General features: G+C 43.7%; 28 protein-coding genes and 1 riboswitch. Of the genes, 24 read left to right on the top strand and 4 right to left on the bottom strand.

The window, feature by feature from the left end; all coding sequences use genetic code 11:
* Positions 1–37 precede the first annotated feature (37 nt).
* Positions 38–421 carry an SET domain-containing protein gene (locus J7E35_RS17910; RefSeq protein WP_214782019.1) on the bottom strand — a complete coding sequence of 128 codons (384 nt, stop codon included), beginning with the start codon at positions 419–421 and terminating at the stop codon, positions 38–40.
* A 414-nt stretch (positions 422–835) separates the two neighbouring features.
* Positions 836–922, top strand: a riboswitch (cyclic di-GMP riboswitch).
* A 17-nt stretch (positions 923–939) separates the two neighbouring features.
* Between J7E35_RS17910 and J7E35_RS17905 the strand changes: the two genes are divergently transcribed.
* The 10 genes from J7E35_RS17905 to J7E35_RS17860 all read left to right on the top strand — a co-directional run bounded on the left by J7E35_RS17905 (position 940) and on the right by J7E35_RS17860 (position 8,473).
* Positions 940–1,359: a DUF192 domain-containing protein gene (locus tag J7E35_RS17905; protein WP_251041073.1), complete on the top strand. Its 420-nt coding sequence runs from the start codon at positions 940–942 to the stop codon at positions 1,357–1,359.
* Between the two features lie 16 nt (positions 1,360–1,375).
* Positions 1,376–1,567 carry a Flp family type IVb pilin gene (locus J7E35_RS17900; RefSeq protein WP_214782016.1) on the top strand — a complete coding sequence of 64 codons (192 nt, stop codon included), beginning with the start codon at positions 1,376–1,378 and terminating at the stop codon, positions 1,565–1,567.
* 178 nt (positions 1,568–1,745) lie between these two features.
* Complete coding sequence (locus tag J7E35_RS17895; RefSeq protein ID WP_214782014.1) at positions 1,746–2,267, top strand: A24 family peptidase; 522 nt, start codon at positions 1,746–1,748, stop codon at positions 2,265–2,267.
* Entirely contained in the window at positions 2,264–2,647 is a 384-nt protein-coding gene (locus J7E35_RS17890) for a TadE/TadG family type IV pilus assembly protein (protein WP_214782012.1), read from the top strand. The genes J7E35_RS17895 and J7E35_RS17890 overlap by 4 nt, the downstream gene beginning before the upstream one ends.
* Before the next feature lie 10 nt (positions 2,648–2,657).
* Positions 2,658–3,566, top strand: coding sequence for a pilus assembly protein TadG-related protein (locus J7E35_RS17885; protein ID WP_214782010.1), 909 nt, complete (start codon positions 2,658–2,660; stop codon positions 3,564–3,566).
* Between the two features lie 10 nt (positions 3,567–3,576).
* Positions 3,577–4,272 (top strand): Flp pilus assembly protein CpaB, encoded by a 696-nt coding sequence (cpaB, locus tag J7E35_RS17880; protein WP_214782008.1) that lies wholly within the window; start codon positions 3,577–3,579, stop codon positions 4,270–4,272.
* Positions 4,273–4,300: 28 nt separating this feature from the next.
* Entirely contained in the window at positions 4,301–5,164 is an 864-nt protein-coding gene (locus J7E35_RS17875; RefSeq protein WP_214782005.1) for a CpaE/TadZ family protein, read from the top strand.
* Positions 5,164–6,594 carry a TadA family conjugal transfer-associated ATPase gene (locus J7E35_RS17870; RefSeq protein WP_214782003.1) on the top strand — a complete coding sequence of 477 codons (1,431 nt, stop codon included), beginning with the start codon at positions 5,164–5,166 and terminating at the stop codon, positions 6,592–6,594. Before J7E35_RS17875 ends, J7E35_RS17870 begins: the two co-directional genes overlap by 1 nt.
* Positions 6,591–7,550, top strand: a complete 960-nt coding sequence (locus J7E35_RS17865; protein ID WP_214782001.1) for a type II secretion system F family protein — start codon at positions 6,591–6,593, stop codon at positions 7,548–7,550. The genes J7E35_RS17870 and J7E35_RS17865 overlap by 4 nt, the downstream gene beginning before the upstream one ends.
* 2 nt (positions 7,551–7,552) lie before the next feature.
* Positions 7,553–8,473, top strand: coding sequence for a type II secretion system F family protein (locus J7E35_RS17860; protein ID WP_214781999.1), 921 nt, complete (start codon positions 7,553–7,555; stop codon positions 8,471–8,473).
* 294 nt (positions 8,474–8,767) lie between these two features.
* On the opposite strand, the gene J7E35_RS17855 is transcribed toward J7E35_RS17860, so the two are convergent.
* On the bottom strand, positions 8,768–9,553 hold the full coding sequence (locus tag J7E35_RS17855) for a hypothetical protein (RefSeq protein ID WP_214781997.1): 786 nt from the start codon (positions 9,551–9,553) through the stop codon (positions 8,768–8,770).
* Between the two features lie 193 nt (positions 9,554–9,746).
* Between J7E35_RS17855 and J7E35_RS17850 the strand changes: the two genes are divergently transcribed.
* The 9 genes from J7E35_RS17850 to cydS all read left to right on the top strand — a co-directional run bounded on the left by J7E35_RS17850 (position 9,747) and on the right by cydS (position 18,494).
* Positions 9,747–10,634 (top strand): hypothetical protein, encoded by an 888-nt coding sequence (locus J7E35_RS17850; RefSeq protein WP_214781995.1) that lies wholly within the window; start codon positions 9,747–9,749, stop codon positions 10,632–10,634.
* Between the two features lie 76 nt (positions 10,635–10,710).
* A complete protein-coding gene (locus J7E35_RS17845) occupies positions 10,711–11,817 on the top strand; it encodes a glycosyltransferase family 4 protein (protein WP_214781993.1) in 1,107 nt (368 codons plus the stop codon).
* Positions 11,814–12,590: a HipA domain-containing protein gene (locus J7E35_RS17840; RefSeq protein ID WP_214781991.1), complete on the top strand. Its 777-nt coding sequence runs from the start codon at positions 11,814–11,816 to the stop codon at positions 12,588–12,590. Before J7E35_RS17845 ends, J7E35_RS17840 begins: the two co-directional genes overlap by 4 nt.
* Positions 12,591–12,738: 148 nt before the next feature.
* Positions 12,739–13,635, top strand: coding sequence for a UTP--glucose-1-phosphate uridylyltransferase GalU (galU, locus tag J7E35_RS17835; RefSeq protein ID WP_214781989.1), 897 nt, complete (start codon positions 12,739–12,741; stop codon positions 13,633–13,635).
* A 1-nt stretch (position 13,636) separates the two neighbouring features.
* Positions 13,637–14,959 (top strand): UDP-glucose dehydrogenase family protein, encoded by a 1,323-nt coding sequence (locus tag J7E35_RS17830; RefSeq protein ID WP_214782079.1) that lies wholly within the window; start codon positions 13,637–13,639, stop codon positions 14,957–14,959.
* Positions 14,960–15,090: 131 nt separating this feature from the next.
* Positions 15,091–15,738 (top strand): phosphatase PAP2 family protein, encoded by a 648-nt coding sequence (locus J7E35_RS17825; protein WP_214781987.1) that lies wholly within the window; start codon positions 15,091–15,093, stop codon positions 15,736–15,738.
* Between the two features lie 277 nt (positions 15,739–16,015).
* Complete coding sequence (locus J7E35_RS17820; protein ID WP_214781985.1) at positions 16,016–17,362, top strand: cytochrome ubiquinol oxidase subunit I; 1,347 nt, start codon at positions 16,016–16,018, stop codon at positions 17,360–17,362.
* Positions 17,359–18,384, top strand: coding sequence for a cytochrome d ubiquinol oxidase subunit II (locus J7E35_RS17815; protein ID WP_214781983.1), 1,026 nt, complete (start codon positions 17,359–17,361; stop codon positions 18,382–18,384). The genes J7E35_RS17820 and J7E35_RS17815 overlap by 4 nt, the downstream gene beginning before the upstream one ends.
* An 11-nt stretch (positions 18,385–18,395) precedes the next feature.
* A complete protein-coding gene (cydS, locus tag J7E35_RS23865) occupies positions 18,396–18,494 on the top strand; it encodes a cytochrome bd oxidase small subunit CydS family protein (RefSeq protein WP_413632775.1) in 99 nt (32 codons plus the stop codon).
* Positions 18,495–18,549: 55 nt separating this feature from the next.
* Here the strand turns inward: cydS and J7E35_RS17810 are convergent, their stop codons facing one another.
* Entirely contained in the window at positions 18,550–18,873 is a 324-nt protein-coding gene (locus J7E35_RS17810) for a BC1872 family protein (protein ID WP_214781980.1), read from the bottom strand.
* Between the two features lie 161 nt (positions 18,874–19,034).
* Here J7E35_RS17810 and J7E35_RS23570 point away from each other — a divergent pair, with 161 nt between their 5' ends.
* Complete coding sequence (locus J7E35_RS23570; protein ID WP_285290809.1) at positions 19,035–19,163, top strand: hypothetical protein; 129 nt, start codon at positions 19,035–19,037, stop codon at positions 19,161–19,163.
* A 170-nt stretch (positions 19,164–19,333) separates the two neighbouring features.
* Here J7E35_RS23570 and J7E35_RS17805 read toward each other — a convergent pair whose 3' ends face one another.
* Positions 19,334–20,326 carry an LLM class flavin-dependent oxidoreductase gene (locus J7E35_RS17805; protein WP_214781978.1) on the bottom strand — a complete coding sequence of 331 codons (993 nt, stop codon included), beginning with the start codon at positions 20,324–20,326 and terminating at the stop codon, positions 19,334–19,336.
* A 555-nt stretch (positions 20,327–20,881) separates the two neighbouring features.
* Here J7E35_RS17805 and J7E35_RS17800 point away from each other — a divergent pair.
* The 4 genes from J7E35_RS17800 (at position 20,882) to J7E35_RS17785 (ending at position 25,021) form a co-directional block, all read left to right on the top strand.
* Entirely contained in the window at positions 20,882–22,483 is a 1,602-nt protein-coding gene (locus J7E35_RS17800; protein WP_214781976.1) for an ATP-binding protein, read from the top strand.
* A 44-nt stretch (positions 22,484–22,527) separates the two neighbouring features.
* Positions 22,528–23,199 (top strand): response regulator, encoded by a 672-nt coding sequence (locus J7E35_RS17795; protein ID WP_214781974.1) that lies wholly within the window; start codon positions 22,528–22,530, stop codon positions 23,197–23,199.
* Positions 23,200–23,389: 190 nt separating this feature from the next.
* The gene (locus J7E35_RS17790) at positions 23,390–24,400 is read left to right on the top strand and encodes a tripartite tricarboxylate transporter substrate binding protein (RefSeq protein WP_214781972.1); all 1,011 of its coding nucleotides are present in this window, start codon (positions 23,390–23,392) and stop codon (positions 24,398–24,400) included.
* A 162-nt stretch (positions 24,401–24,562) separates the two neighbouring features.
* On the top strand, positions 24,563–25,021 hold the full coding sequence (locus J7E35_RS17785) for a tripartite tricarboxylate transporter TctB family protein (RefSeq protein WP_214781970.1): 459 nt from the start codon (positions 24,563–24,565) through the stop codon (positions 25,019–25,021).
* The last annotated feature ends 2 nt before the right edge of the window (positions 25,022–25,023 follow it).

Here is a 25,023-nt window from a genome sequence, read left to right as displayed (position 1 = left end):
AAAAAAGCGGCTCCCTGGATGGGTAGCCGTTTTCTTGTTATTCCTCTTCTTTGTTGAACCATAATGGATCGTTATTATCCTCTTCCCCATTATAATTAATGAAAATTTCTTCACCGGCGCTGATATCACGGTAGGCATAGAAATCAAATGTGTGATTGTCGAAATTGATTTCATACGTTGCGTTAGGCTCGTATGAGTGGTTGAATAACATTCCATATCCAAGAAGGAGGGCAGAATGGTTGATGCCATATTCGAAGGCATAATCCGCCAGCGCAGTTTTCTCGATATGGACATGCTGATCGTTTGGATAGGATAGCACGGGAGCCTCATGGATCAATTCGCCTTTTGCAATATCACGAGTTGCGAATATCCCTCTATTGAATTCACCATCGCTAATTTCAGAAGTTTTAACTTCGATCATTTTTTTCACCTGCTCGCTTTATTACATTGTTGTTCTTCATCCACTAGCATGACGGTTTTTTAAAAGAAATGCAAATATATTATAAAAATCCATATTTATTTCAAGGAATTTAGTGGTTTAGGGCCTATTCGAGATGGAAAAATCCACAGAAAATAAAACATTCTACCTATAAACTATGTAAGGGAGCATGCCTAATTATCCATAATCAAAGCTTTGTTCAGCTGAGTTACTCACATCAGAAAATTGTTAACCATCCGAATAGTGATTTAAGTACTATCTATCGGAAAGTAGTTTCTTTTTCCTGAGCAAAAATACCTGGTTAAATTTTTAGAAAAATCAGGATTTTTGATGGATTTTGTTGAAGAATGATTCAAATTATGATGTGGATAAGAGATCAGTCGGATATACACTGGTTCTCGATAAAGGCAAACCTGGTGAAAACCAGCGACGCAAAGCTAAAGGGGCTACGGCAATCCATTGCTAAGCCAGCCAGCTACCGAAAGATCAGGGTGAATTACATGAAATATGTATTCAGCGAACCCCCTTTCGGTAAAGGCGGGGTTATTTTTGTACAGTTGGAGGTGAAAAGCGAAATGAGACTTGTGAACGAAGCGAACGGCAAAGAATTGGCAGCGGATGTAAAAATAGCAGATACCTTTTTCAGCAGATTCAAAGGGTTGATGCTGACAGAAAGCTTGCCAGAAGGACACAGTCTCTATATAAAGCCCTGCCGGTCCATCCATACCTTTTTTATGAACTATTCCATCGATGTTCTTTACATCAACGAGAACGATGAAATTGTAGGCGCGGACGAACAACTTGAGCCTGCGAAAATGGGAAAGCGCTGCAAAGGTGCGTATTCCGTATTCGAGCTTCCAGAAGGCACGATCCGGAATAGCGGAACGAAAGTCGGTCATTCTATCAAACTAATAAAATGAAAAGGGGTTTTAGACAATGAAAGCAAAAATGAAAGCACTATTCACAGAAGAACAAGGACAAGGTATGACTGAGTACGGTTTGGTACTTGGGGTTATTGCGGTAGCGGTTGTTGGGATTTTGGCTGCTCTTCGTACAGAGATTGTTACTATGTTTAATGAAGTTCTTACAGCAGTCAAAGGGGCTGAAACAGGAAATACCACACCGTAACATCCTTGTGGAACATCACGATAAACTACCGATACCCGATAAGGACTCATTCATTATTTATATAAACCGACGATAATTTGTTAGATACAGAATACGCCAGTCAGAGGTACAGGCAAACAGCCTCGCGTTGAGAAACGTGAGGCTTTTTTAAAACTCCTCACTGAAATGAGGTAGATCGATGTTAGTCGACTTTTTATTGATAACTTTAATAGTGATTTGTGTCATAACCGATTTGAGAGAACGGAAGATTTATAACAAAGTTTTATTTCCTTTTTTACTAGCTGGCCTGGCTTTAAATACAGCCACTGATGGAATCCAGGGCCTCACCTTTGCTCTTGCAGGAACAGCAGTTGGTTTCTCTATTTTGCTGATTCCCTATTTGCTCGGAGGCATGGGAGCTGGGGATGTGAAACTGCTTGCAGTGGTGGGGAGCTTAAAGGGAGCTGTATTTGTATTGACGGCGGCTGTGTATATGGCGCTGGCTGGAGGGATTATGGCGCTGTTGATCCTGTTTTTCAGGAAGGGTGCCATAAACAGGCTAAAACAGATCGGCATGTTCCTGGGCGGGCTGCGAAGCGGTATGAAAGTCCCGCATGGACTGGATAAGGAAGCCTTGAACACGACCTATCCATATGGAGTGGCGATCGCGATTGGAGCTTTGGCTGCCATTGTGTTTCCAGCTGGAGGAGGATTGTTTTGAGACGTGATGAGAGAGGGCAATCACTCGTTGAGACGGCCCTTGTTCTGCCGGTTCTTTTACTGCTGTTGGTAGGCATTTTGGATTTCGGAAGGATTATGTATTCTTATGCCCATCTTCATATGGCGGCCCAGGAAACCGTCAGGGTGGGAGGTCTCGGTAAAAGTGATTCTGAAGTTACTGCTTTTGCCAGGGATTACGTACAGCTGAATGAAATTGATAAATTGGCCATCTCGATTTCCCCTGGAGAATCGGGACGTGTTGCTGGTGACTATATAACTGTGAAGCTGGAATATCCTTATCAATTTTTCACTCCGTTTATATCCAGCCTGTTTTCTTCATCCTTGACGATTACGGCGGAGTCAACGATCAGAGTGGAGTGAGGAGGAAAAAATGGCAAGAAGATGGTTAGCGGATGAATCAGGAAACACCATTCTTTTGGCGGCCCTTTCGATGTTTGTCATCCTTAGTATGGCCGGTCTTGCAATTGACGGCGGGATGGTATATATGACGAAGGCGGAGCTGCAGAAAACGGCTAATGCGGCTGTCCTTTCTGGAGCACAGGAGCTGACAAACAACGAAGCGAAGGTTGAAGAGGTGGTACGAAGCATCGTTGCAGCCCATAAAGATGGCTCAAATATAGACAATATATCAATATACATGGAGAAGAAAGTCGCTATTGATTTGTCCAAAAAGGTAGACCTCGCTTTCTCAAAATTACTTGGCTTTGAAACTGTCGATGTCAAAGCGCATTCTGCTGCCGAGTTAAGGACGATGGGACGGGCAGAAGGTGCAGCACCGCTTGGCATCGATGACAGCATCCCCTTGGAGTTTAATAAGGAATACCAGCTGAAAGTGGATACTGGCGGAGTGGAATATGGGAATTTCGGCGTCCTTGCCCTGGGCGATACAGGAGCCCGGCCGTATGAAGAAAACCTCCGTAATGGCTATCAAAACGAGCTTTCTGTAGGGGATATCGTCATCACACAAACAGGTAATATTGCCGGTAAGACAAGGGAAGTGGTCAAGGAAAAAGTGAATTCGTGTCCCGAACTCCCAAGGGATATAAATTCGAGGAACTGTTCAAGGATTCTGCTTGTCCCTGTCTATAAACCATACAGCACGGATGTCAACCAGGTAAAAGAAGTGAAAATTACTGGTTTCGCTTATTTCTATATTACCGATCCAATGGACAGCCATGACACTTCAATCAAGGGGATATTCATCAAGCGCGCAGGAACGGGTTTTGAAGGTGAAACGGCCGCCTTTAAGGGCGCATACAGCATTCGAATAACGGAGTAGGTGATCAAATATGCGGTCAAAGCTTGTTTTGGTCCTCGCATTAGTAATGGGTATAGTAACGACATTTTTATTCTTTCAATATATGAATCAAGTGAAAGCTGAAAAGGCGATGAACAGCAATTTGGTGGAGATTGTTGTCGCCAAAGAAAAAATCCAGAAAAATGAGCAAATCACATCCGCAAAACTGGGAACTGCGATGGTTCCTGAAAAGGCATTGCACGCCAACTCCATTAAAAGCTTTGGTGATGTTGAGGGGAAGCTGGCTAACGCTGAGATTGAGCAAGGCGAGCCAATCCTTTCCCACCGGCTGGGATCCCAGACTGCAGAACATATCTATGTTTCGAGAAAAGTCAGGGATGGCTATCGTGCTGTTTCAGTGGGGGTTAATTTAAATCAATCAACTGCGAACCTGATTGAACCTGAAGATGAAGTCGACATTATGTTCTCTAAAAAGCTTCCGGGACAGGAAGGGAATGTTGAGTCTAAAATCATCTTGGAAAAAGCAAGGGTACTGGCGGTTGGGCGAAAGATGGTCCTGCCTGAGGATACACAAGAGCCTTATGCCGAATATACGTCAGTTACGGTAGAACTTAAGCCAGCGGATGCTTTAAAACTTGTCAATTCAGCCGAACAAGGCAATATCCATTTCATGCTGCATAAGCGGCCGGTCATAGCGGAAAACGAAGCTGCAAGCGACAGCGAATAGGATTGAAGAAGATGGAGGGTGACCAATCATGGAAAACGCGAATGAACTGCAAATACATGAAAAGAAGCCGGCTAAGTTGAAACGAGGCGAGCTTATTGCCGTTTGCAGTGCAAAAGGCGGGATTGGTCGCACGGTCCTGACGGTCAATCTGGCTGGAGCTTTAGTGAAGAAAAATATATCTGTAGCGATATTGGATGGAGACTTTCAATTTGGTGATATCGGGCTAGCCATGGATTTGAAGTCTGCTTTTACCATTAAAGAAGTGATTGAGGGAATGAGTACTCTTGATGAACATTCACTGGCAGGCTACATGTCCAGGCATGAAAGCGGAGTGAAGGTCATGGCGGCTCCGGACCGCCCTGAGTATGCAGATCTAGTCACGAAAGAAGCAGTCGATCAAATCCTCGACCTGATGCTGCTGAATTATGACTATGTGGTCGTCGATACATCTGTAGGCCTTAATGATCATACAGTCCATATCGCTGAAAAAGCGGACCAAATCATGGTTATGGCCAATCTTGAGATGACAGCATTGAAGAATACCAAGCTGATGCTCGAGACGTTCGATATCCTTGAATTGAAAAATAAAGTCACACTCGTAGTGAATCGGGCGAACATGGAGAGCGTGATCCAGGCAGCAGATGCGGCCAGGATTCTTGGTTACGAGGATCCTGTATATATACCAAATGACTTTCAAACATGCTCACAATCACTTAATATTGGAATTCCTTTTGTCATCAACCAGGGCAAGACCGATGTAGCCAAAGCCATTTTTAAAATGGCAGAGAGAATCTCGAGCAGGCGGGAAATTACCTTGTTCAAGGAAGCGAAAGGACCTTCTTTCCTATCAAAACTAATTGGCAGAAAACGCATGAAGGGAGGAACAGCATAATGAGCCTTCTGAACCGCATCCAGGAAAGGACACAGCAAGTCGAAGGAGTAGAAAGCCAGCACGACGAATTTGTTGCCCAGGCTAATCCGCAGCAAAAGGTTGACATCCGGTCTGTGTTCAGGGAACCACATAAAAAAGAGGCTGTCAGTCCGGAAATCCAAAGAAAGCAGGATAAGCACCAGGAGCTTAAAAACCTCATTCATAAAAAGATTCTTCAAGACTTTAAAGATGCACCTGTAGAGGACATCATTCCTCAGCTAGATGCGATGGCGATTGAAATCATGAAAGAGGATGAACAATTCAGGGGCAGCATTGACCGGAAAAAGGTCGTCGATGAACTGAGGAATGATTTGACGGGGTTTGGACCGATCAACCCGCTTTTGATTGATGAAGATGTCAGCGAGGTTATGGTAAATGGACCGGCTCAGGTTTATTGTGAACGAAAAGGGAAGATTGAGCTGACTTCAATCATGTTCAGAGACGAAGAGCATGTCATGAGCATCATTGATAAAATCGTTGCTCCTCTTGGCAGGAGAATCGATGAAAGCTCACCGATGGTCGATGCGCGGCTCCCGGATGGTTCGCGTGTCAACGCGATCATTCCTCCGCTGGCATTGAATGGGCCGACAGTTACAATCAGGAAGTTCTCGAAGGATCCCTTTCAAATTGAAGATTTGGTCAACTTCGGGACACTTAGCAATGAAATGGCGATTTTTTTAGAGGCCTGTGTAAAAGCAAGGCTTAATATATTCGTCTCCGGCGGAACGGGCTCCGGAAAAACCACTACGCTCAATGTATTGTCCAACTTCATCCCTCATGATGAAAGGATTATCACAATCGAGGATGCGGCTGAGCTTCAGCTGGGGCAGGACCATGTCGTCTCACTGGAATCAAGGCCGCCCAATATCGAGGGGAAGGGTTCAATCACAATAAGGGATCTTGTAAGGAACTCGCTTCGGATGAGGCCGGACCGGGTCGTAATCGGTGAGGTCCGCGGTGCCGAAGCCCTGGATATGCTTCAGGCTATGAATACCGGACACGATGGTTCTCTGGCAACCGGTCACTCCAATAGCGCAAGGGATATGATTGCCCGTCTGGAAACGATGGTGCTGCTTGCAGGTGTTGAGCTCCCGGTGAAAGCAATCCGCGAACAGATCGCTGGAGCACTTGACGTGATTATCCAGCAATCACGCTTGAAGGATGGTTCCAGAAAAATAACAAGCATTACCGAGGTACAGGGAATGGAAGGTGATGTCATCGTCCTTCAGGATATTTTTTCGTATAAACAACAAGGGGTGGATGATAACGGTAAGATCATTGGCCGCCTGATCCCGACAGGTGTCCGGCCTAAGTTCTATGAGCGCCTTGAAGCATCAGGAATCCACATTCCAGCAAATGTCTTTATCGAAGGCGAGGAGTGGGGAGCATGATCTATATCCTTACCGCCCTGTTCATGATGACAGTATTTTTGCTTTTTTACTCGATTTTTCATCGAATCTTTCTTTCGGACAAGCGTCTGGAGAAGCGGATTGAAAAGTACCTGGCCAGTTCAGGGACGAAGCTTGACCGGAAGCAATATGATTTGATGGTTTACTACCAAATGACAAAGCAAAAGGTCAGGAAAAACATGCTGACCAAGGAGAAGAATTCGAAGTTTGAGACCATGCTCAGAAGGTCAGGACTTCCGCTTAAGCCTGAGGAATATATCCTATTCAAATGGCTGTCAGCAGGAGTCACAGGATTTTTTATGCTCCTTGTTTCTGGCAACATACTCCTCATGGTTGTCGGCTTTTTCATTGGATTTTTGTTGCCGGGCTGGTATGTAAAAAAGAAAATCAAGGAACGAATCGTGAAATTCAACGAGGGGCTTCCAGATATGATTTCCACGATTGTCGGGTCTTTAAGGGCCGGGTTCAGCTTCCAGCAGGCTTTGAAAACAGTGATAGAAGAAGCGGGTTCACCGATAAAGGAAGAAATGGACAGTGTCATCAAAGAGATGCAATATGGAGCCAGCCTGGAGGATTCCTTGAATGAACTTAAAGAGAGAATGCCCAGCGAAGATTTGGATTTAATGATCCAGGCAATTTTGATTCAGCGCCAGGTAGGAGGAAATCTCGCGACGGTGCTTGATAAAATTGTCCAGACCATCAGGGAGCGGACGAAAATCCACAGGCAGATCTCTTCTCTGACTGCTCAAGGCAGACTATCGGGAATTGTCATTGGTTTGCTCCCGATCATTCTGGCATTCGTCCTTTATTTAATCGAACCTGAATATATCGGCACGCTCTTCCGTCATCCAATAGGAATTGCATTGACGGTCGCCGGCATTTTCTCCGGCATCATTGGATTTGTACTGATCCGCAAAATTACGGCAGTCGAGGTGTAGGGATGCTATATTTTACATTTTTCTTAACGATTTCATTAGCCATCTATGGACTGTACTTAATGCGGGCAGAAAAGGCCATCCACGTGAAAAAACGTATGTCAACCTTCGTCAGCCGCGTGAAGGAAGAGAGTTTGGATGCCACAGAAAAGCCCAGCAATGCTTCCTTATATGAACGAATCGGAAAGCCGTTGATGCATGATTTCAAAAGAAGCTTTAAGCGGAGGATGCCAGGCGAAAAGGAAGCGAAAATCGAGACGAAGCTTCAGCTGGCCGGAAGTCCTTTTGGAATGTCACCTGTTGACTTCAGGCTGGTGCAAATTTCCCTCGTGCTGCTGCTCCCGCTTTTGGCAGGCGGATATGGGGCCGTCCTCAAGGCAGGCTATGCAGGGATCATCCTGTTCCTGCTGATAGGCCTTGCAGCCGGCACTTTCCTGCCGCACTACTATTTAAGCATCAAGAAAAAGGCAAGGAATAAAAGCGCTTTGAAAGAACTCCCCGATATCCTTGACCTATTGACGGTCAGCCTGGAAGCAGGACTTGGATTTGATTCGGCCGTCAGCAAGGTCGTGTCGAAAAAGAATGGCGTCCTGTCTGCCGAATTCCATCGGAGCCTTGAAGAACTGAGACTTGGCAGAACGAGGAGAGAAGCGCTTACCGGAATCAAAAACAGGATAGAAGTCGAGGAAGTACGAGCTTTCATCAGCAGCATCCTCCAGGCTGAAAAGCTGGGAATTGGTATGGTGCAGGTTCTCCGTGTCCAGTCGAATGAGGTTCGGGAACGCCGGAGGCAGCGCGCCGAGGAAGAAGCAATGAAAGCCCCGGTGAAGATGCTGTTTCCTCTAGTCCTGTTTATTTTTCCAAGCTTGTTCATCGTCTTGCTTGGCCCGGCGCTGATCCAGTTCCTGCAAACCTTCTCAAAATAAAAAATCGCAAGCTCATTGGGCAGCCCCGACAAGTGCATGAGATAGACATTAATTATTATTCCAAAAGGCTCTTTTCTCAAACTTTGCTGCTATTTGACTACAAAATAGAATTGAATGACCTATTTTTCTTCGTAAAGTTGATTCTTTTGTAAGAAAAGAGCATGCAAACTTAATACCGACCTGCAAAATGGCCTTATATTGCGTTAAAATCGGCTTTAGGATTTTAACAACAATCTTTACGAAAACAGCCTTCCAAAAAAAAGGCGGACTGGCTTGTTTGCGGCCAGTCCATCCTTATTTTTTAGTGATTTTTGAAGGGTTATTGATTTTATAAGCGACCGAAACATCGAGGAGCATAGACTCATCTTCTACGTCTTTGCCTTTTGGAAGGCTTTTTTTGACGATTTTTCCGTCGAATTCAAGCTGCTGTCCAGGCTCGAGCTCGTGCTTTTTCAGTGTTTTGCTGTGTGAGCCCCATGCCAGGCCAACCTCGATTGCTTCTTCCTGCTCAATTCGGACATTTTCGAACACGACTACTTCGTCATTATCCTCATTGAAATGGTTCCAGCTTAGCGCAAACTGCTTCACCGTCGCGGTAAAATGGACTTTTTCCTCTGGCAGCACTAATTTAGGAGCCTTTTCCTTTTTCGCTTTTTCCTTTTTTACAGGAGTTTTTGCTTGCGCTTCTGCTGCCGCAGGAGCCGCTGTTTTAGGCTTCTCCTTCTTCGCTACTAAAGCTTCACTTCCATCCCCGGAGACTGGAGTGATGATTTCCTTCCCGAAGCCGGAAGACTGCATCTCCTTGAGGTATGCCGGGTGGATACAAGTTAAGTTCCCATCCGGAAATTCAATCACAAGAGTATTCAATTCAGCTGTTTCACCGAATATTTCATACCCCTTTATCGTAACAAGACAATGCTGGTATCTGTCTTTATACCAAAGCTCTTTCTTCGTGCTCAAACCCCATTCTTTGACCTTCTCGAGATAATGAGCTTCATCCTCAAATTGTTCATACATGCCCTTAGGCGGGATATATTGAGTTAAATGCGACTGGCTAGTGCCTGCAGCTGAGTTTGCCATCTGTCCACTTCCTTTCAAGACTATTTTACATTTTGCTTGCCAAGAAAAAAAGTGTGAGAGCTAATGTAATCCAATCTTGGCGAAAACATTTTCCGTCTTATAGATGCATGCCCTTCCATATTGACTGTTTCCTGAATTAATTAATAAGAGGGAAAAATTCACATGTTAATTGACAGAAGTAAGGAGGAACATTGTGAGCACTGAATATGTTGAAAAGCTTTTAAAGGATATCCAGGTGAAAAATGTAGAAAATGGTGACGTAGAAGTAATCAATAATTCTCCACTTGAGCTAATGGGGAAGGGGCGGCAGGGAGCCGTGTTCCGATACTCAAAGGATATTTGCATAAAAGTGTACGGGAACAAGGAAGATTGTGAACGGGAACATTATGCGATGTACTTAGGGCAGAAATCTGATCTATTTCCCCTTCTGTATGCCGCTGGTGATAATTACATTGTAATGGAGATAGTAAAGGGGGTTGATTTACGCGAGTACCTACAATCCCAACCTTTGACAGAACAGTTATCCTATAAATTGATAGAGTTGCTGATCACATTTAAAGAGGTTGGCTTTGACCGGATCGACCATCATAAAAGACAAATATATATTCAACCGGACGGCAATCTGAAAGTAATAGATGTAGGGAGGACTGTTTGGAGAAACCGTGTTTATCCTTATCCTCGGAAATTATTAAACTCACTCGGGAAAGAGAACAAGGCAAAATTTCTACACCATGTAAAATTGCTGGCACCCGAGCTTTATGAAGAATGGGAATACTATATGAGGATGGAAAAATTGTCACGGGAAATTTATCAGCTCTTGCTTAAAAAGAAATCAAACAAAGATGTACTAAGTAGTTTAAGCAAGAAGGTCTTATTGACCAATGATGAACAGATGCATGTCAGCCAGCTCGAAAGCCTTATCAGGAAGGTCTTTAAAGAGGAATGGGTGAAAACAATGCTTGCTAAAGGATATGAGCCGGACCGGGTGATGGATGCAATCGACAAACATTGGGAAAGAGCAGAAAAAAGATTTGCTAAAGGAACAGATATTGACAAAGAATCTGATGAAAATAAAGATTAATATTCTAGTTTTATAGTAGTGTAAGGAATTAAATTCTGTTCAGGAGGCGCCCAATCTTTTTCGAGGAGCTACCAATATGAAAATATTAGTGATCTGGAGGCTGTTAACTGTCGGCGGGGTCAATGCAGGCTGGAGGAATCGGGCGATTTTTTTCAAAAAGCATGGAATCGATACAGAATTTTTGTATACGACTGATCATGGCGGACTTCACATCATGAAGGATGTCGCTCCCGTATATTTAACCAGGGATCAGCGGGAAATTGTCGATATCATTCAGAATAACGCATACGATGCGATTATTGTAGTGGATACTGGTGCTGCCTATAAATGGCTGAAAAAGGCTGATTATTCAGGACCGGTCATCATAGAAGCCAGGACACCAGAGATCATCAAGCTTGAACCACATATTAAATCGTTCAACGGAATTAACCCTGTATCGATTATCGTGCCATCGAATTATCAAAAAAGAATTGTATCGATCCTGACTGAAGCAGAACCAGTCAATGTCATCTACAACGGAGTTGATACTTCCTTCTTCAGGCCATTGGCCGAATCCGAGATTGACAGTAACAGTGCTCCTCTGCTGCCGGAGAACAAGAAAGTCATCGGCTGGATTGGCAGGCTTGATAAGCGTAAAAATTGGCCTATGCTGATCGAGGTTGCCAAGCGAATAAAAAGTGAACGGAATGACGTGGAAATATGGGTAGTTGGAGGCGCCCAGAGTGTGCAAAGGGAAGAGTTTGCAGCAAAATGGCGGGAAGAAAACCTCACTGATATAGTCAAGTGGTTCCCAGTCATTCCGTATCAACAAATGCCGCATGTATATGCGAAAATCCGAAAGTCTGGAGGATGTACACTGGCTACCACGAAATCCGAATCGTTCGGCAATACTTTTATTGAATCGATGGCATGCGGTGTCCCGGTAGTTGCATCCAATATGAGGCCAGTCACTGAGCTGGTTATTCAAGGACAAACCGGCCGCCTGTATCGAGGTCAAAATGTGGATGATGCAGTAAAGCAGCTTTATGGCATCCTTGACCACCCGGAACTGCATAAAAAAATATCGAACACAGCCACTAAGCATGTTCAAGAGCATTTTACCATCGAAGTAGTGGCAGAACAGTATATTGATTTGTTATACGAAATTGTCCACGGTGATAGAACGGGAGTGATCGAGCATTGATACAGCCCGTTACTTACCGCAGAAAATTCGAGGGTAAATCCAACGCGCATTTAATTACTTTTGACGATGGCAGGAACTACGTCGTGAAATTTTTTCAGGAAGGGTTTGAAAAGACTCTGCCAAATGAATGGGTTTCCTATTGTTTGGCCAGATACCTGGGGCTTCCAGTGCCCTTCGCCCAAATTATTGTAATTCCACAGTCGTTCATTTCTGAGATTCCCGAACTCTCTCAATTGGCTGCTTCCCAATATCAATTTGCATCCCTATATGTTCCAGGCTGTCTTGATGGACATCAGGTGCCCGATGTGCCAGGCATTATCAACCCAGAGACACTGGCGGGCATCATTGTATTTGATTATTGGCTCAGCAACCGTGACCGGACTCGCAAGAATATTCTTTTGCAGGAAGAATCAGCTGACTCTTATCGTTTGTGGATAATTGACCAGGCAGAAGTAATGGGATCGTATAATTGGCAGCTTCCTGATTTACAAAAAATGAATAATAAAATGATGAAAAGCGCTACCCACAAACTTATGGCGAGTTTTGTGGAGGACGAAGGGGAATTTGCCGACTATATTGAACTTATCCAGACAATGCCCATTTTCTTGATAGAAGAAATAGTATCCGTAATCCCTGATGACTGGAAGGTCTCGAAGGATGAGAAAAAGGCCATTGTCACTGCATTGGTGAAAAGGCGGAAAAAACTTTTGCCGAAGCTGATAAAGCAGTTTATCAAAAAAGTATATTTACCCTACTATAAAAAGCGCCACTGACTCCTAGCCTTTTGCCGGGAGTCTTTTGGGCGTGGACCCGTACAAATCATTCCTAATGGAGTCTATTTTCAAAATGATAGGCCTTTAACGTGACCGGATTCTCTCCTATTGAATATAAAAGACTATGGAATTGAAAAGGAGGCAGCATATGAGAATCCGTAAAGCCATTATCCCGGCAGCAGGACTCGGGACTCGATTTTTGCCGGCAACCAAAGCGCAGCCAAAAGAAATGCTGCCGATTGTTGATAAGCCGACAATTCAATATATTGTCGAAGAAGCAGTAGCCTCAGGAATAGAGGAAATTATCATCATCATCGGCAGGGGAAAAAGATCGATAGAAGATCATTTTGATAAATCGTATGAACTGGAAGATGCATTATTAAGAAAGAATAAACTTGCTATTTTAGAAGAGGTCCAAAATATATCCAGCCTTGCAAAAATCTATTATGTCAGGCAAAAGGAAGCTCTTGGATTGGGGCACGCAATCCTTTGCGCCCAAAGCTTCATCGGCAATGAACCGTTCGCCGTTTTGCTTGGCGACGACATTGTAATGTCGGAAACCCCATGCTTGAAGCAAATCATCAATGTATTTGAATACTGCAATAGCTCAGTCGTAGCGATTCAAAAAGTTGCAGATAGTGATGTCAGTAAATATGGAATCATCAAGCCAAAGGGGGCGAACCTCGAGCCAAATCTGTTCTATATTGATTCACTGGTAGAAAAGCCTTCGAAAGATGAGGCACCTTCAAATTATGCAATAATGGGACGCTATGTACTGAGGCCGGAAATTTTTGAGGTACTGGCAAAGACTCCAGCCAGCCATGGGGGAGAATTGCAGCTGACGGACGCAATCAATGAACTCAATAAGCGCCAGGCGGTGTTGGCGTATCACTTCGAGGGCAGGCGGTACGATATCGGGGACAAAATCGGTTTCATCAAGGCAACGGTTGATTTCGCACTGCAAAGGGAAGATACAAGAGATGATGTCATTGAGTATTTGAAAGAAGTGTACGAGATGCCGGACATGAAGAGAGAGTGTGACTGACATGAGGGTCGCAGTACTTGGAACAGGTTATGTCGGGCTGTCCACAGGAGTCTGCCTGGCGGAAATCGGACACAATGTAATTTGCATAGATGTTGATGAAAGGAAAATAGAGCTTCTTAAGGAAGGAAAGTCCCCGATTTATGAACCCGGTCTAGAAGACCTTCTCAGTAAAAACTCCTCTGCAGGGAGACTCGCTTTTACTACCTCCCATCAGTATGCATTGAGCCACGCAGATATTATCATAATCGCCGTTGGTACCCCTCAAAGTGACGACGGGCAGGCGGATTTAAGCTTTCTTGAGCAAGCCGCAAAGGATCTCGCTGAACATATAGTCAGGGATTGTATTGTTGTAATTAAAAGTACGGTGCCAGTTGGGACAAATGAATATTTTGAAACACTGTTATTGGCGCAGCTGAAAAATAAAGTTGACATCAAGATGGTCTCCAACCCGGAGTTCCTGCGGCAGGGATCAGCCATCGAGGATACATTGAAAGCTGACAGGATTATCATTGGCTCTGACGATGCGGGTGCCTCTAAAAAAATCCGAGAGATGTACCGGCCGCTGAACGTCCCATTTTTATTGACGAATGTGAGAAGCGCTGAAATGATCAAATACGCTTCCAATGCATTTTTGGCGACAAAAATCAGTTTTATCAATGCAATCGCCAATCTATGCGAAGCCGCAGGAGCTGACGTCGATGATGTAGCGAAGGGGATGGGCTTAGATAAGCGGATTGGTTCCGCCTTTTTAAAGGCGGGAATAGGGTATGGCGGATCCTGTTTTCCAAAGGATGTAAAAGCCATGCTGCATACCTCAAGGAATCTAGGGGTCCCATTTTTATTATTGGAAGAGACAATTGCCATCAATGATCATCAGCATGAGCTGCTTGTAACTAAGGCATTGAAACGATTGGGAGAATTAAAGGGTAAGAAAATCGCCATGCTCGGCCTTTCCTTCAAACCGAATACGGATGATATGAGGGAAGCTCCGTCAATCAAAATTGCACGCTCCTTGACTGCTTCAGGGGCTGAAGTTGCAGCCTTTGACCCAGTTGCAGCCAGCAATGCAAGGAAGGTCATTGGTGACATCATCACTTACGTTGACTCCGCAGCAGAAGCTGCTGAAGAGGCAGATGCTTTGTTTATTGTCACAGAATGGGAAGAATTCACGGAGCTTGATGTCAAAGCTCTATTGGATAACATGAAAAAGCCAATTATCTTTGACGGCAGGAACTGTTTAGATGAAGCTGCCCTCAAAGCATGCGGGACAATTGAATATTATCCAGTCGGGCGGCCGGCGATTATTTTAAAGGGGGATGATTAAGTTCATTCCTTTTTTTGTTTGGTTTGTGAATGTTACCAACTTGCTAACAATGAAGTCATGAAAGGTCTTTTTAAAATAGCGGATTGGGAATAGTAAGGGGGATTTAGAATGCACGGGAGGGAACAGGATTCATGAAGTTCAATCTGCAGCTTTTAACCGCCTTTTTTGGTTCGTTATTTGGTTTTATCATTATGTCTTATCTGGTACAGGCTGAACATCTGATGGTGTTCGACCGGGCTGTCATTGATGCAGTGCAGGGACTCGAAGCAGAGGGCCTGACTTCGGCCATGAAATTCTTTACCTATATTGGCTCCTTAAAATTGATCGTAATCCTGACCATTCCCATTTTCCTGTTTCTTTTTTACGTGTTAAAACACAGGCTGGAAATCCTTGTTTTCCTGTCTGTTGTATATATTACACCGATCTTGAACAGATTGCTGAAACTTTATTTTCATCGGGCACGCCCGGATTTTCACCGGCTGATCGATATAGGTGGCTACAGTTTTCCAAGCGGCCATGCGATGAATGCTTTTTCTTTTTACAGCATTCTTGCTTTCCTGCTCTGGCGCCATGTTCCCTCCCGGATTGGGAGAGTAGCTGTCATCATACTCAGCGCTTTTATGATCTTAGCGATTGGGTTGAGCAGGGTTTATTTAGGCGTCCATTATCCAAGTGATATCATTGGCGGTTTTATTGCCAGCGGTCTGTGGGTGGCAGCTGTTATTTGGTTTTCCCAAAGATATAAAGAGAAGCTGGAATTATCGAAACGTGCACACTGACAATATGCTGTTTTTTCGTTTTAACAGGCCGGAGAACGGGAATGAAATGAAAGATGCCAAAATGGATTACATAACATATTTCTCTCACATTTATACTGTATAAAGGATTAGGGTCAGAGACTGCGCAAAAATGTGATAAAGTGAACAAATTTTCGAGGTGACTTATGTATAAAAAACAAGAAAGAATGCTTATGTGGCTTGCTTTTATTGTAGCGGCAATCATGGGATTGTCTTTTATCGGCCGAATTTTTGCTGGATAGAAAAGGGGTATTGAAAAATGGGGAATGAAGAATCAGTTTTTTTCAGCCGTGTCTTGACGGAGCTTACATTATCCTTCCATATCATTTATGCCACCATTGGAGTGGGAATACCGCTGATGATCATGATTGCTCAGTGGCTGGGAATCAAGAAACAGGATGAGCATTATATCCTGCTCGCAAGAAGGTGGACCCGTGGCTTTGTAATCACCGTTGCAGTTGGAGTTGTGACAGGGACGGCAATTGGATTGCAGCTGTCATTGTTATGGCCAAATTTTATGGAACTGGCGGGTAACGTGATCGCTCTTCCTCTGTTCATGGAAACCTTCGCGTTCTTCTTTGAAGCTATTTTTCTAGGAATCTATTTATATACATGGGATCGGTTTGAAAATCAGAAGAAACATTTGCTGCTGCTGATTCCGGTGGCGGTTGGGGCTTCTTTTTCAGCTGTGTTCATCACGATGGTTAATGCATTCATGAATGCGCCACAAGGCTTTGACCTTGTGAACGGCCAACTGGTCAATATCAATCCCGTTCTTGCCATGTTCACTCCGGCAATGCCGACGAAGGTCGCCCATGTGCTGGCGACAGCTTACATGACATCAGCATTTGTACTCGCTTCGATAGGCGCATTCCGGCTTTTAAAAGGATCCAATCATATCTACCATAAAAAAGCATTATTTTTAACGATGAAAATCGGTCTTATCTTTTCAATTGCTGCTGCGGTCATCGGTGATTTTTCGGGTAAATACCTCGCAGAATACCAGCCGGAAAAGCTGGCAGCAGCAGAGTGGCACTTCGAGACGCATGAGGGGGCGCCGTTGATGTTGTATGGTGTTCTTGATGACGGCGAAGTAAAATATGCCCTTGAGATTCCTTATGCACTGAGTATCTTGGCTCATAGCGACCCTAACGCTGAAGTTATAGGACTTAATGAATTCCCTGAAGATGAAATCCCGCCATTGTACATCCATTATCTGTTTGATGGAATGGTGACAATCGGGATGTGGATGATGGCCCTTTCGCTTGTCTATGTTGTGGGCGTGTGGATGAAATGGGGTTTTATCAGGGCAAGATGGTACCGCTGGCTGATTGTCTTCGGCGGACCGTTATCGATGCTAGCGATTGAACTTGGCTGGTGGTTCGCTGAAGTCGGAAGACAGCCATGGATCCTTCGAGGAATCATGAAAGTTGAGGATGCGGCGACCACAAGCGGACAGGTCGATTTGATGCTGCTTCTGTTTGCAGGTTTATACTTGATCCTGGCCATTGGCAGCACCGTTGTATTAACAAGGATGTTCAGGAAAAATACAGTTGAACAGGAACTGGAAGACAGGGAACTGGAGAAGGAAGGTGGATTTCGATGATGCTTGAGATAATAGGGATTTCAGTTCTTTGGCTCTTTCTATTTGGTTATGTCATCGTCGCTTCCATCGATTTCGGTGCAGGTTTTTTCAATGCTTACAGCTTGTTCAGGGGAAAGCAGCATATCCTGACAGGAATCATCCAGCGATATTTATCGCCTGTCTGGGAAGTCACGAACGTATTTCTTGTATTCTTCTTCGTGGGAATTGTCGGCTTCTTTCCTAAAACAGCTTATTATTATGGAACCATCCTGCTGGTGCCGGCGAGCATTGGAGTTGTTTTGCTCGCCATTCGCGGGGCATATTATGCGTTCACGACTTATGGGGGATTAAAGCATAAGAGATACACGTATTTATATGGACTCACTGGCTTGTTCATCCCTGCCTCTCTATCGATTGTACTCACGATTTCAGAGGGAGGCTTTGTGGAGGAAACTGGCTCGGGGATCGAGTTGGACTACTGGGCCCTGTTCACCAGTCCATTAACATGGAGCATTGTAATCCTGAGCCTGACTGCGGTTCTTTATATATCTGCCGTTTTTTTGACCTGGTATGCGAATAAGGCACAAGATGAACCGGCAACAGAACTGCTGCGGAAATATGCCTTGATTTGGTCTGTGCCGGCAATCGTTACGGCAACAGGCATCATCGTGGAACTTAGGGGCCATAACCCTGAGCATTACAGCAGACTGGTTGATTTATGGTGGCTGTTTGCCATCTCCTTCATCCTGTTTGTGGGAACCGTGTACCTGATTGGAAAACGGAAGGCATACGGGGTGGCGTTTGGACTATTGACCGGCCAATTCTTTATTGCCTTTTTTGCCTATGGTATTTCGCATTACCCTTATCTGCTTTATCCGTTTCTCAGCATATACGACAGCTTCACAAATGAAGCGATGGCCATTGCACTTATCATCGCGTTCATTGCTGGGCTTGGGCTTTTGCTTCCGTCACTGTACCTGCTGCTGAGGTTATTTTTATTTAATAAGGACTATGTTCAGGGGAAAAAGAACGACCACGCATAGGAGGTTTGAGAATGGCTGAATTCACGATGTTTTACGCTCCTTTCATTGTCATTATTGCGTCAATTATTGCATCATTCTGGCTGGCAGGGAAGGACGAAAAAGTGGAATAAATTTAAAGAGCTGTCATCCTTTGTTGTCCGGATGACAGCTCTTATTTGCGGATTATTACGAAAGCTTGCGCCACAAAGATGAACTAGAGACGACTGAGTCATTTTCAATGATCGCATAGGCAGCATTTGTGATGGCTTCAGGCAGATTTTCCCCCGTACCTTTGAACTGGTTAAAAGCGGCCTCTGAAACTCCGTTGGAGGAGAAGCTGTAGCACAATTTCTCCAATCTCTCGACAACCAGCATCGCATGGACAAGGTTCTGCTCCGGCTGGAATTCAGAGTCATTGATGAAAACGCCTTTTTCATAATCAAACCAGCGATCCCACCTGTTCAGCTTCCAACCCAAAATCCTTCGTGCAATTGCATCCGTTTTAGTCATCCATTCTACCTCTCTCCTCATCAATTTACCGTTCCTTGTTATATAACAGAATATTTAATTAAATTATATTACATAACAGAAGGGTTGTGCAATGATTAAAGATTTAATTTCTGAAATTTTATTTTGCAAAATGGAGCATCTTAAAACTGGGGGTGACAAATATGAGGGAAAAAGAAATCAGCCAGCCTAATATAAGGCTGGGAGGTAAAATCGCTAAAGAAAAAGGCCGTACGAACGGTGAGTTAGGTAATGACCAGGACATCAACTCCGGTAAAAGCCGTAATAAATAAGAAAGAGGGATAGCCATGACAAATCGCAACGATAACCGCGAACGGAAAAACAAATACCCTAACAATAAAGAGCGGAATATCTCCAAAGATGTAAATATTCGAAGTGAAATCACCCAAAAGGATCTAAAGGAATAATGGGAAGGGGGGAATCCCCCTTCCAGGAAAACAGCTTAAAGGAAGGAGTCAGCCAACAAAGTGTATGTCTTCACCTTATCCTCAAAGCTAAACAGATTGTTAATCACGATAAATTCATCCGTTCTGTAAACCTCGCCAAGTCTCAAAAGTTCGTCTCTAACTTTTTCTGGTGTACCAATAATCATCCGTTTTCGATTTTCCTTGATCCTGGAGCGATCGCTAGAAGTAAGTGGAGCATTCCTTGCCTCTTCCAACGATGGGATTCTTGTGTCCATTCCCTTTTCAACCCGTAAAAGCCATAAATCCTGGCTTAAAGCTAATTCTTCCGCCTTTTCCTGTGTTTCCGCGCAAACTACGAATACACACACATTTGCTTGAGGCTTATCGAGTAAATGGGAAGGTTGGAATTCCCGATAATATTGTTCCAGGGCCCGTTTGCCGTTAACTGGTGTAATGAAGTGGCCGTATGTAAAAGCTGTCCCATATTCTGCAGCGAGTCTCGCCCCCTTATGGGTTATTCCCAGCAGCCATATTTCTGGAGAACTAGATGCCTCAGGGTATGCTTTTACTTGATGGTAAGGATGGTCCGTTGGTAATTGATTTCTTAAAAATGCCTGAAAATCTCTAACCTGTCTCGGGAATTCATTTAAGCTTTTCCTCAGTCCATCAGTCAATGCAATCCTTGTTGTCGCTGACCCGCCTGGAGAGCGGCCTATTCCAGCATCAATACGGTTAGGGAACAAAGTCTCCAGAACTTTGAAGTTTTCCGCGACTTTGTAAGGGCTGTATTGCGGAAGCAGAACACCTCCTGAACCTACCCTGATTTTCTTCGTCCTGGAGGCTATATGGGATATCAATACTTCTGGGGAAGAACCAGCTATGCCATTGGTATTATGATGTTCAGCCACCCAGAACCTGGTGTACCCAAGTTCTTCAGCGATCTGTGCCAACTCCACCGTCTTCTGTAATGCCTGGCCAGCTGGATCCCCCTTGCTGATGACAGATTGGTCAAGTATACTTAATTTCATTTTAACACCCCGCTATATGGTTGCTTCTTCCATTATGGAACAAATTGTGAAAAGAGCAGGCCTTCAGTTTTAATGACCACTTATTATTAAACGCTGTTTTCGTAAAGATTGTTGTTAAAATCCTAAAGCCGATTTTAACGTAATATAAGGCCATTTTACTGGTCGGTATTAAGTTTACATGCTCTTTTCTTCCAAAAGAGTCGATTTTGTAAAGAAAATAGGTCATTACAATCCTTTTTTGAAGTCAATAGCAACAAAGTTTGAGAAAAGAGCCTTATTAAAAGAACATTAGAGCCCTTCTAACGGACAAAAATTGCGAAAAGGCCGATTGAATTGTCCGATAGAGCCTTTTTACAGTATTCCCCGGTCGTGTACAGACAAACTAGCACCAGCAGGATAGCCACTTGGAGTATCGACACTTTTAGCAGCATTAATTCTGATCCATCATCAATATTAAAAAGCGCAAGGTCTTTAAACATGATAGATTAGGGTGACAAGAATGGTGAAAATTATTAGAATATTAATAGATTTATAATAAATTTCATCGGGGGAGTCATGAAACCGAAAAAGCTTCCAATGTCCCTGCAAACAAAGATCATCGGATCAAATATTGTTAATACAGTATTTATCATTTTCATTTTCCTTGTCATATCATTGGTGATTGAGTATAAGCAGGTTGAAAAGCAGAGGGGAAACCAGGCTCTTCAATTGGCAAGAACCGTGGCTTCGATGCCTACCGTAATTATGGCTTTTGAGCGTAACGATCCTTCTGAAACTCTTCAGCCCCTAATGAATCAAATTAGACGGGAAACCGGGGCACAATTCATCGTTATTGGCAATAAAGACGGACTGAGATATGCGCATCCAGATGAGAAGAAACTTGGATTGTCAATGGTTGGAGGAGATAACAGTCCTGCATTAAAAGGTGAATTTTACATATCAAAGGCGAAGGGTTCTCTTGGGCAGTCCATCAGAGGAAAAGGTCCGATCAGGAATCTGCAAGGTGAGATCGTCGGCATCATTTCCGTTGGCTACATGATCACTGACCTGCAGGCGGACGCTCTTCAAAGGGGGAAAGAAATAGGATTCATTTCCTTGATCGTCGTGTTGATTGGTATAATCGCAAGTTATCTTCTGGCTAAAAACATCCGGAGGACTACCTTGGGTCTGGAGCCCCATGAGGTGACTTCGCTTTATCTCGAGCGGAATGCTATCCTTTATTCGATAAAAGAAGGAATCATCTCAGTCGATAAAGATGGTTATATAACAATGATTAACCAATCTGCTAAAGTATTATTAGATATACAAGAGGACAGTGTAAATCAAAAGATCGAAACGATCATCCCTAATACCGGTGTCTATCATGTATTGATTTCGGGAAAGCCGGATCGTGATCATGAAATTACATTAAGGAATAGGGATATGATCATCAATCGGACGCCAATATTTGAAAATGGTGAAGTAATCGGTGTAGTTTCAACATTCCGGGATAAAACCGAAATCAATAAGATGCTTGCAACTTTGACTGAAGTACAAAGGTATTCTGAAGATCTGCGGGCACAAACACATGAATTTTCCAACAAGCTATATGTACTTTCAGGTTTGCTCCAATTGGGCAAGCATGACGAGGCAATTGAAATGATCCAAGCAGAATCAGAAGTTCATGAAAGTCAAAACAAGATCATTTTTGACCAAATCTTTGATACGAAAATTCAGGCTCTGCTGCTAGGTAAACTTGGGAAAGCCTCTGAGAAAAAAATTCAATTCTTCATTGATGAGAACAGCAGTATGGGCCCTCTTCTGGCACATATACCTTATACAGATGTCATATCGATCATCGGCAACCTTATCGACAATGCCTTTGATGCAGTAGAAGGGATCAATGATGGCAGGGTGACCTTTTTCGCGATTGATCTGGGCGAGGATCTGATCATTGAGGTTTACGATAATGGTCCAGGGATTTCAGTAGGCGAAACGGATAAAATTTTCCAAACAGGTTTTTCTACCAAAGGCGAAGAAAATCGTGGCTACGGCCTGGCAATTGTTAAGCAGGCAATAGACAAATTGGATGGGAACATTGAGGTAGAATCCAAGCCTGGTAGGGGATCGGTATTGACCGTTTACCTGCCGAAAAAGAGATTAAGTACTGCAAATTAGAGTTGCAGGAGCTTGGAAATATAACAGGGAAAAGGGGTGGTGGAATGATCAAGGTAGCTATTGCTGAAGATGATTTCAGGGTTGCGTCAATCCATGAACAGTTTTTAGAAAAAATCGAGGGAGTCACGGTCGCAGGCAAAGCATTGAATGCCAGGGAAGCAATTGAACTGCTGGAAACTAAAGAAGTAGATGTGCTGCTGCTGGATAATTATCTTCCTGACCGAAACGGAGTATCCATACTGCCGGCTTTAAGAAAACGATTCGAGAATTTGGATATTATCTTGATTACTGCTTCTACAGAACGGAAAGTGGTGGAGCCCTCTATCCGCAACGGAGTAGTAGATTATATCATAAAGCCAGCCACTTTTGAACGATTCAGAGAATCTCTGGAAAAAGTATCCAGGCGCAGGCAGCTGATGGAAGCCAATGAGGAATTCAATCAGGCAATCATCGACAAGGTTATCACTGGCGGGCAAGCAGAAGCGGATCCTGAGCTTCTGCCAAAAGGAATCGACCCATTAACACTTGGAAAAGTAGAGGAAACATTGAGCATGCTTTCTAGCGGCATAAATGCAGAGATTTTAGGTGATCACCTAGGCGCGTCAAGAACCACAGCCAGGAGGTATTTGGAGTATTTAATTTCTGTCGGGAAAGCAAGAGCGGAACTGGAATACGGAATTGTTGGAAGACCCGAGCGAAAATATTATTTGGTTTAAGACATCTCCTCTTACGGGAGATGTTTTTTTATGAATTCATTTTTCCTTGCTGCTTACTCGTGAACAAAATGAACAAAATAGCCAAAAAGTTTTTTATGGAAGTAAAATTGTAAACGGTTACATTTTTATTATTCTGAATTATTATAGCGGATAAGGATGGAAGAAGATTTTTTTACAGGGGGGAAACAAAATGAAAAAGTTTTTAGCGACAGCTGCGGCATTCACAATGCTGTTGGCGGCAGGATGTTCGGACCAGTCATCTGGCGAGGGCAGTGCCACAGGGGAAAATGGAGAATGGAAACCGACTCAACCGATTGAAATCACGGCTCCAGCGGGACCTGGCGGTGGTTGGGATACAACTGCACGTATGGCTTCACAGGTTTTTGAACAGGAGAAAATTATTGATAAGCGCTTGCCGGTAGTGAACAAAGCAGGTGGAGGCGGAGCGATTGGCTGGGCATATATCGCTGGTAAGAAAGAGCGTAATCACAATATGTTCGTTGCCTCGCCACCATTAATTTTAGTACCTTTAAACGGGCAATCGGAGTACGGATATGAAGACTTCACTCCGCTTGCAAACATAATCGCAGACTACGGTGCTTTCGTTGTGAAAGCAGATGCTAAATGGAATAACCTGAACGATTTGTTCGAAGACATGAAGAAGGACCCAGCAAGCGTCAGCGTTATTGGTACATCATCACCTGGCAGCATGGACCATATGCAGTTCGTAAAAATTGCTAAGGCTGCTGGCGTTGATGTAACAAAGATCAAGTATATCTCTGATCCGGATGCTGGGGGTTTAACTGCTGTATTAAATGGAAGTGTCGATGTTTATACAACAGGAGTAGCTGAAACGATCGAACAAGTAAGAGCAGGCAAAATCAAGGTTCTTGGTATCACTTCTGAGGAAAGATTGGAAGGAGAAGTCCTATCTGACTTCCAAACAGCAAAGGAACAGGGGATTGATGAAACTTTTGTAAACTGGAGAGGCTTCTTCGGACCTTCAGGAATGGACCCTGCTGCTGTTAAGTATTATGAAGAGAAGTTCAAGGAGTTAAGCGACTCTCCAGCATGGGATGAAATCCGCAAGAAGTATGGATGGGGCGAACTTTACATGGATAGCGAAGAGTACAGCGAGTTCTTGAAAAAAGAAGCAGAAGACATGAAAAAGCTTCTTGAAGAGCTAGGGTTGGCTCGTTAACTTCCAGCCAGGAACTTTATTCAGGGATCTTTTCACTGAGACTTCTGAACTGAAAAATCACAAAAAATATGTCAAAGCATCGAATTTCGAAAAGAGCCTATTCGAGAGATAGAGCAGTCATCCCTGTTCTATCTTTCATTCTATTAAAAGAGGTGACCACCATTGCTAAGCAGGATCAATCAAAAAATCGCCGTCATTCTGGCAATTCTATCAGGCTTCTATTTGTTATTAAGCTATAACCTGCCGAAATACCCTAATGCCATTATCGATGCGGATGTTGTGCCAAAGGGTTTAGGATTCCTATTGCTGTTTTTCGCTGTCCTTCTATATTTTGATAAAAAAGAAGAGACTGAAGCAGAAAAGCTGAAGCGAACAATCACGAAGGAGAATGTTTTATTATTATTGTCCGTTCTTGTTTTCATCTTGATTTATATCTTCCTATTAGAAATCATCGGGTTTTTACTCATGACAGCTTTATTTATTTTTGGCTGTTCATTATTCCTTGGATATAAAAAGCATGTAGCGAATGCAATTGTTTCGGTTGCATTTTCCCTAGTTATATATGGACTATTCAACTATCTTTTGAAAATTAATCTGCCAGCAGGAATTATCCCGTTGTAAAA

Source organism: Bacillus sp. ISL-45 (assembly GCF_018613195.1).
In the GTDB taxonomy this organism is placed as follows: Bacteria; Bacillota; Bacilli; order Bacillales; family Cytobacillaceae; genus Mesobacillus.
The sequence above is the reverse complement of the archived record's forward strand: the minus strand, read 5'-3'. Positions and strand labels throughout refer to the sequence as shown.

Coding starts and splice junctions, on each gene's coding strand:
- galU (WP_214781989.1), top strand. CDS start 12,739: ATGAGAATCCGTAAAGCCATTATCCCGGCAGCAGGACTCGGGACTCGA.
- J7E35_RS17900 (WP_214782016.1), top strand. CDS start 1,376: ATGAAAGCAAAAATGAAAGCACTATTCACAGAAGAACAAGGACAAGGT.
- J7E35_RS17790 (WP_214781972.1), top strand. CDS start 23,390: ATGAAAAAGTTTTTAGCGACAGCTGCGGCATTCACAATGCTGTTGGCG.
- J7E35_RS17870 (WP_214782003.1), top strand. CDS start 5,164: ATGAGCCTTCTGAACCGCATCCAGGAAAGGACACAGCAAGTCGAAGGA.
- J7E35_RS17895 (WP_214782014.1), top strand. CDS start 1,746: ATGTTAGTCGACTTTTTATTGATAACTTTAATAGTGATTTGTGTCATA.
- J7E35_RS17910 (WP_214782019.1), bottom strand. CDS start 421: ATGATCGAAGTTAAAACTTCTGAAATTAGCGATGGTGAATTCAATAGA.
- J7E35_RS17875 (WP_214782005.1), top strand. CDS start 4,301: ATGGAAAACGCGAATGAACTGCAAATACATGAAAAGAAGCCGGCTAAG.
- J7E35_RS17885 (WP_214782010.1), top strand. CDS start 2,658: ATGGCAAGAAGATGGTTAGCGGATGAATCAGGAAACACCATTCTTTTG.
- J7E35_RS17830 (WP_214782079.1), top strand. CDS start 13,637: ATGAGGGTCGCAGTACTTGGAACAGGTTATGTCGGGCTGTCCACAGGA.
- J7E35_RS17800 (WP_214781976.1), top strand. CDS start 20,882: ATGAAACCGAAAAAGCTTCCAATGTCCCTGCAAACAAAGATCATCGGA.
- J7E35_RS17795 (WP_214781974.1), top strand. CDS start 22,528: ATGATCAAGGTAGCTATTGCTGAAGATGATTTCAGGGTTGCGTCAATC.
- J7E35_RS17845 (WP_214781993.1), top strand. CDS start 10,711: ATGAAAATATTAGTGATCTGGAGGCTGTTAACTGTCGGCGGGGTCAAT.
- cpaB (WP_214782008.1), top strand. CDS start 3,577: ATGCGGTCAAAGCTTGTTTTGGTCCTCGCATTAGTAATGGGTATAGTA.
- J7E35_RS17865 (WP_214782001.1), top strand. CDS start 6,591: ATGATCTATATCCTTACCGCCCTGTTCATGATGACAGTATTTTTGCTT.
- J7E35_RS17810 (WP_214781980.1), bottom strand. CDS start 18,873: ATGACTAAAACGGATGCAATTGCACGAAGGATTTTGGGTTGGAAGCTG.
- J7E35_RS17815 (WP_214781983.1), top strand. CDS start 17,359: ATGATGCTTGAGATAATAGGGATTTCAGTTCTTTGGCTCTTTCTATTT.
- J7E35_RS17805 (WP_214781978.1), bottom strand. CDS start 20,326: ATGAAATTAAGTATACTTGACCAATCTGTCATCAGCAAGGGGGATCCA.
- J7E35_RS17825 (WP_214781987.1), top strand. CDS start 15,091: ATGAAGTTCAATCTGCAGCTTTTAACCGCCTTTTTTGGTTCGTTATTT.
- J7E35_RS17820 (WP_214781985.1), top strand. CDS start 16,016: ATGGGGAATGAAGAATCAGTTTTTTTCAGCCGTGTCTTGACGGAGCTT.
- J7E35_RS17860 (WP_214781999.1), top strand. CDS start 7,553: ATGCTATATTTTACATTTTTCTTAACGATTTCATTAGCCATCTATGGA.
- J7E35_RS17855 (WP_214781997.1), bottom strand. CDS start 9,553: ATGGCAAACTCAGCTGCAGGCACTAGCCAGTCGCATTTAACTCAATAT.
- J7E35_RS23570 (WP_285290809.1), top strand. CDS start 19,035: ATGAGGGAAAAAGAAATCAGCCAGCCTAATATAAGGCTGGGAGGTAAA.
- cydS (WP_413632775.1), top strand. CDS start 18,396: ATGGCTGAATTCACGATGTTTTACGCTCCTTTCATTGTCATTATTGCG.
- J7E35_RS17905 (WP_251041073.1), top strand. CDS start 940: ATGAAATATGTATTCAGCGAACCCCCTTTCGGTAAAGGCGGGGTTATT.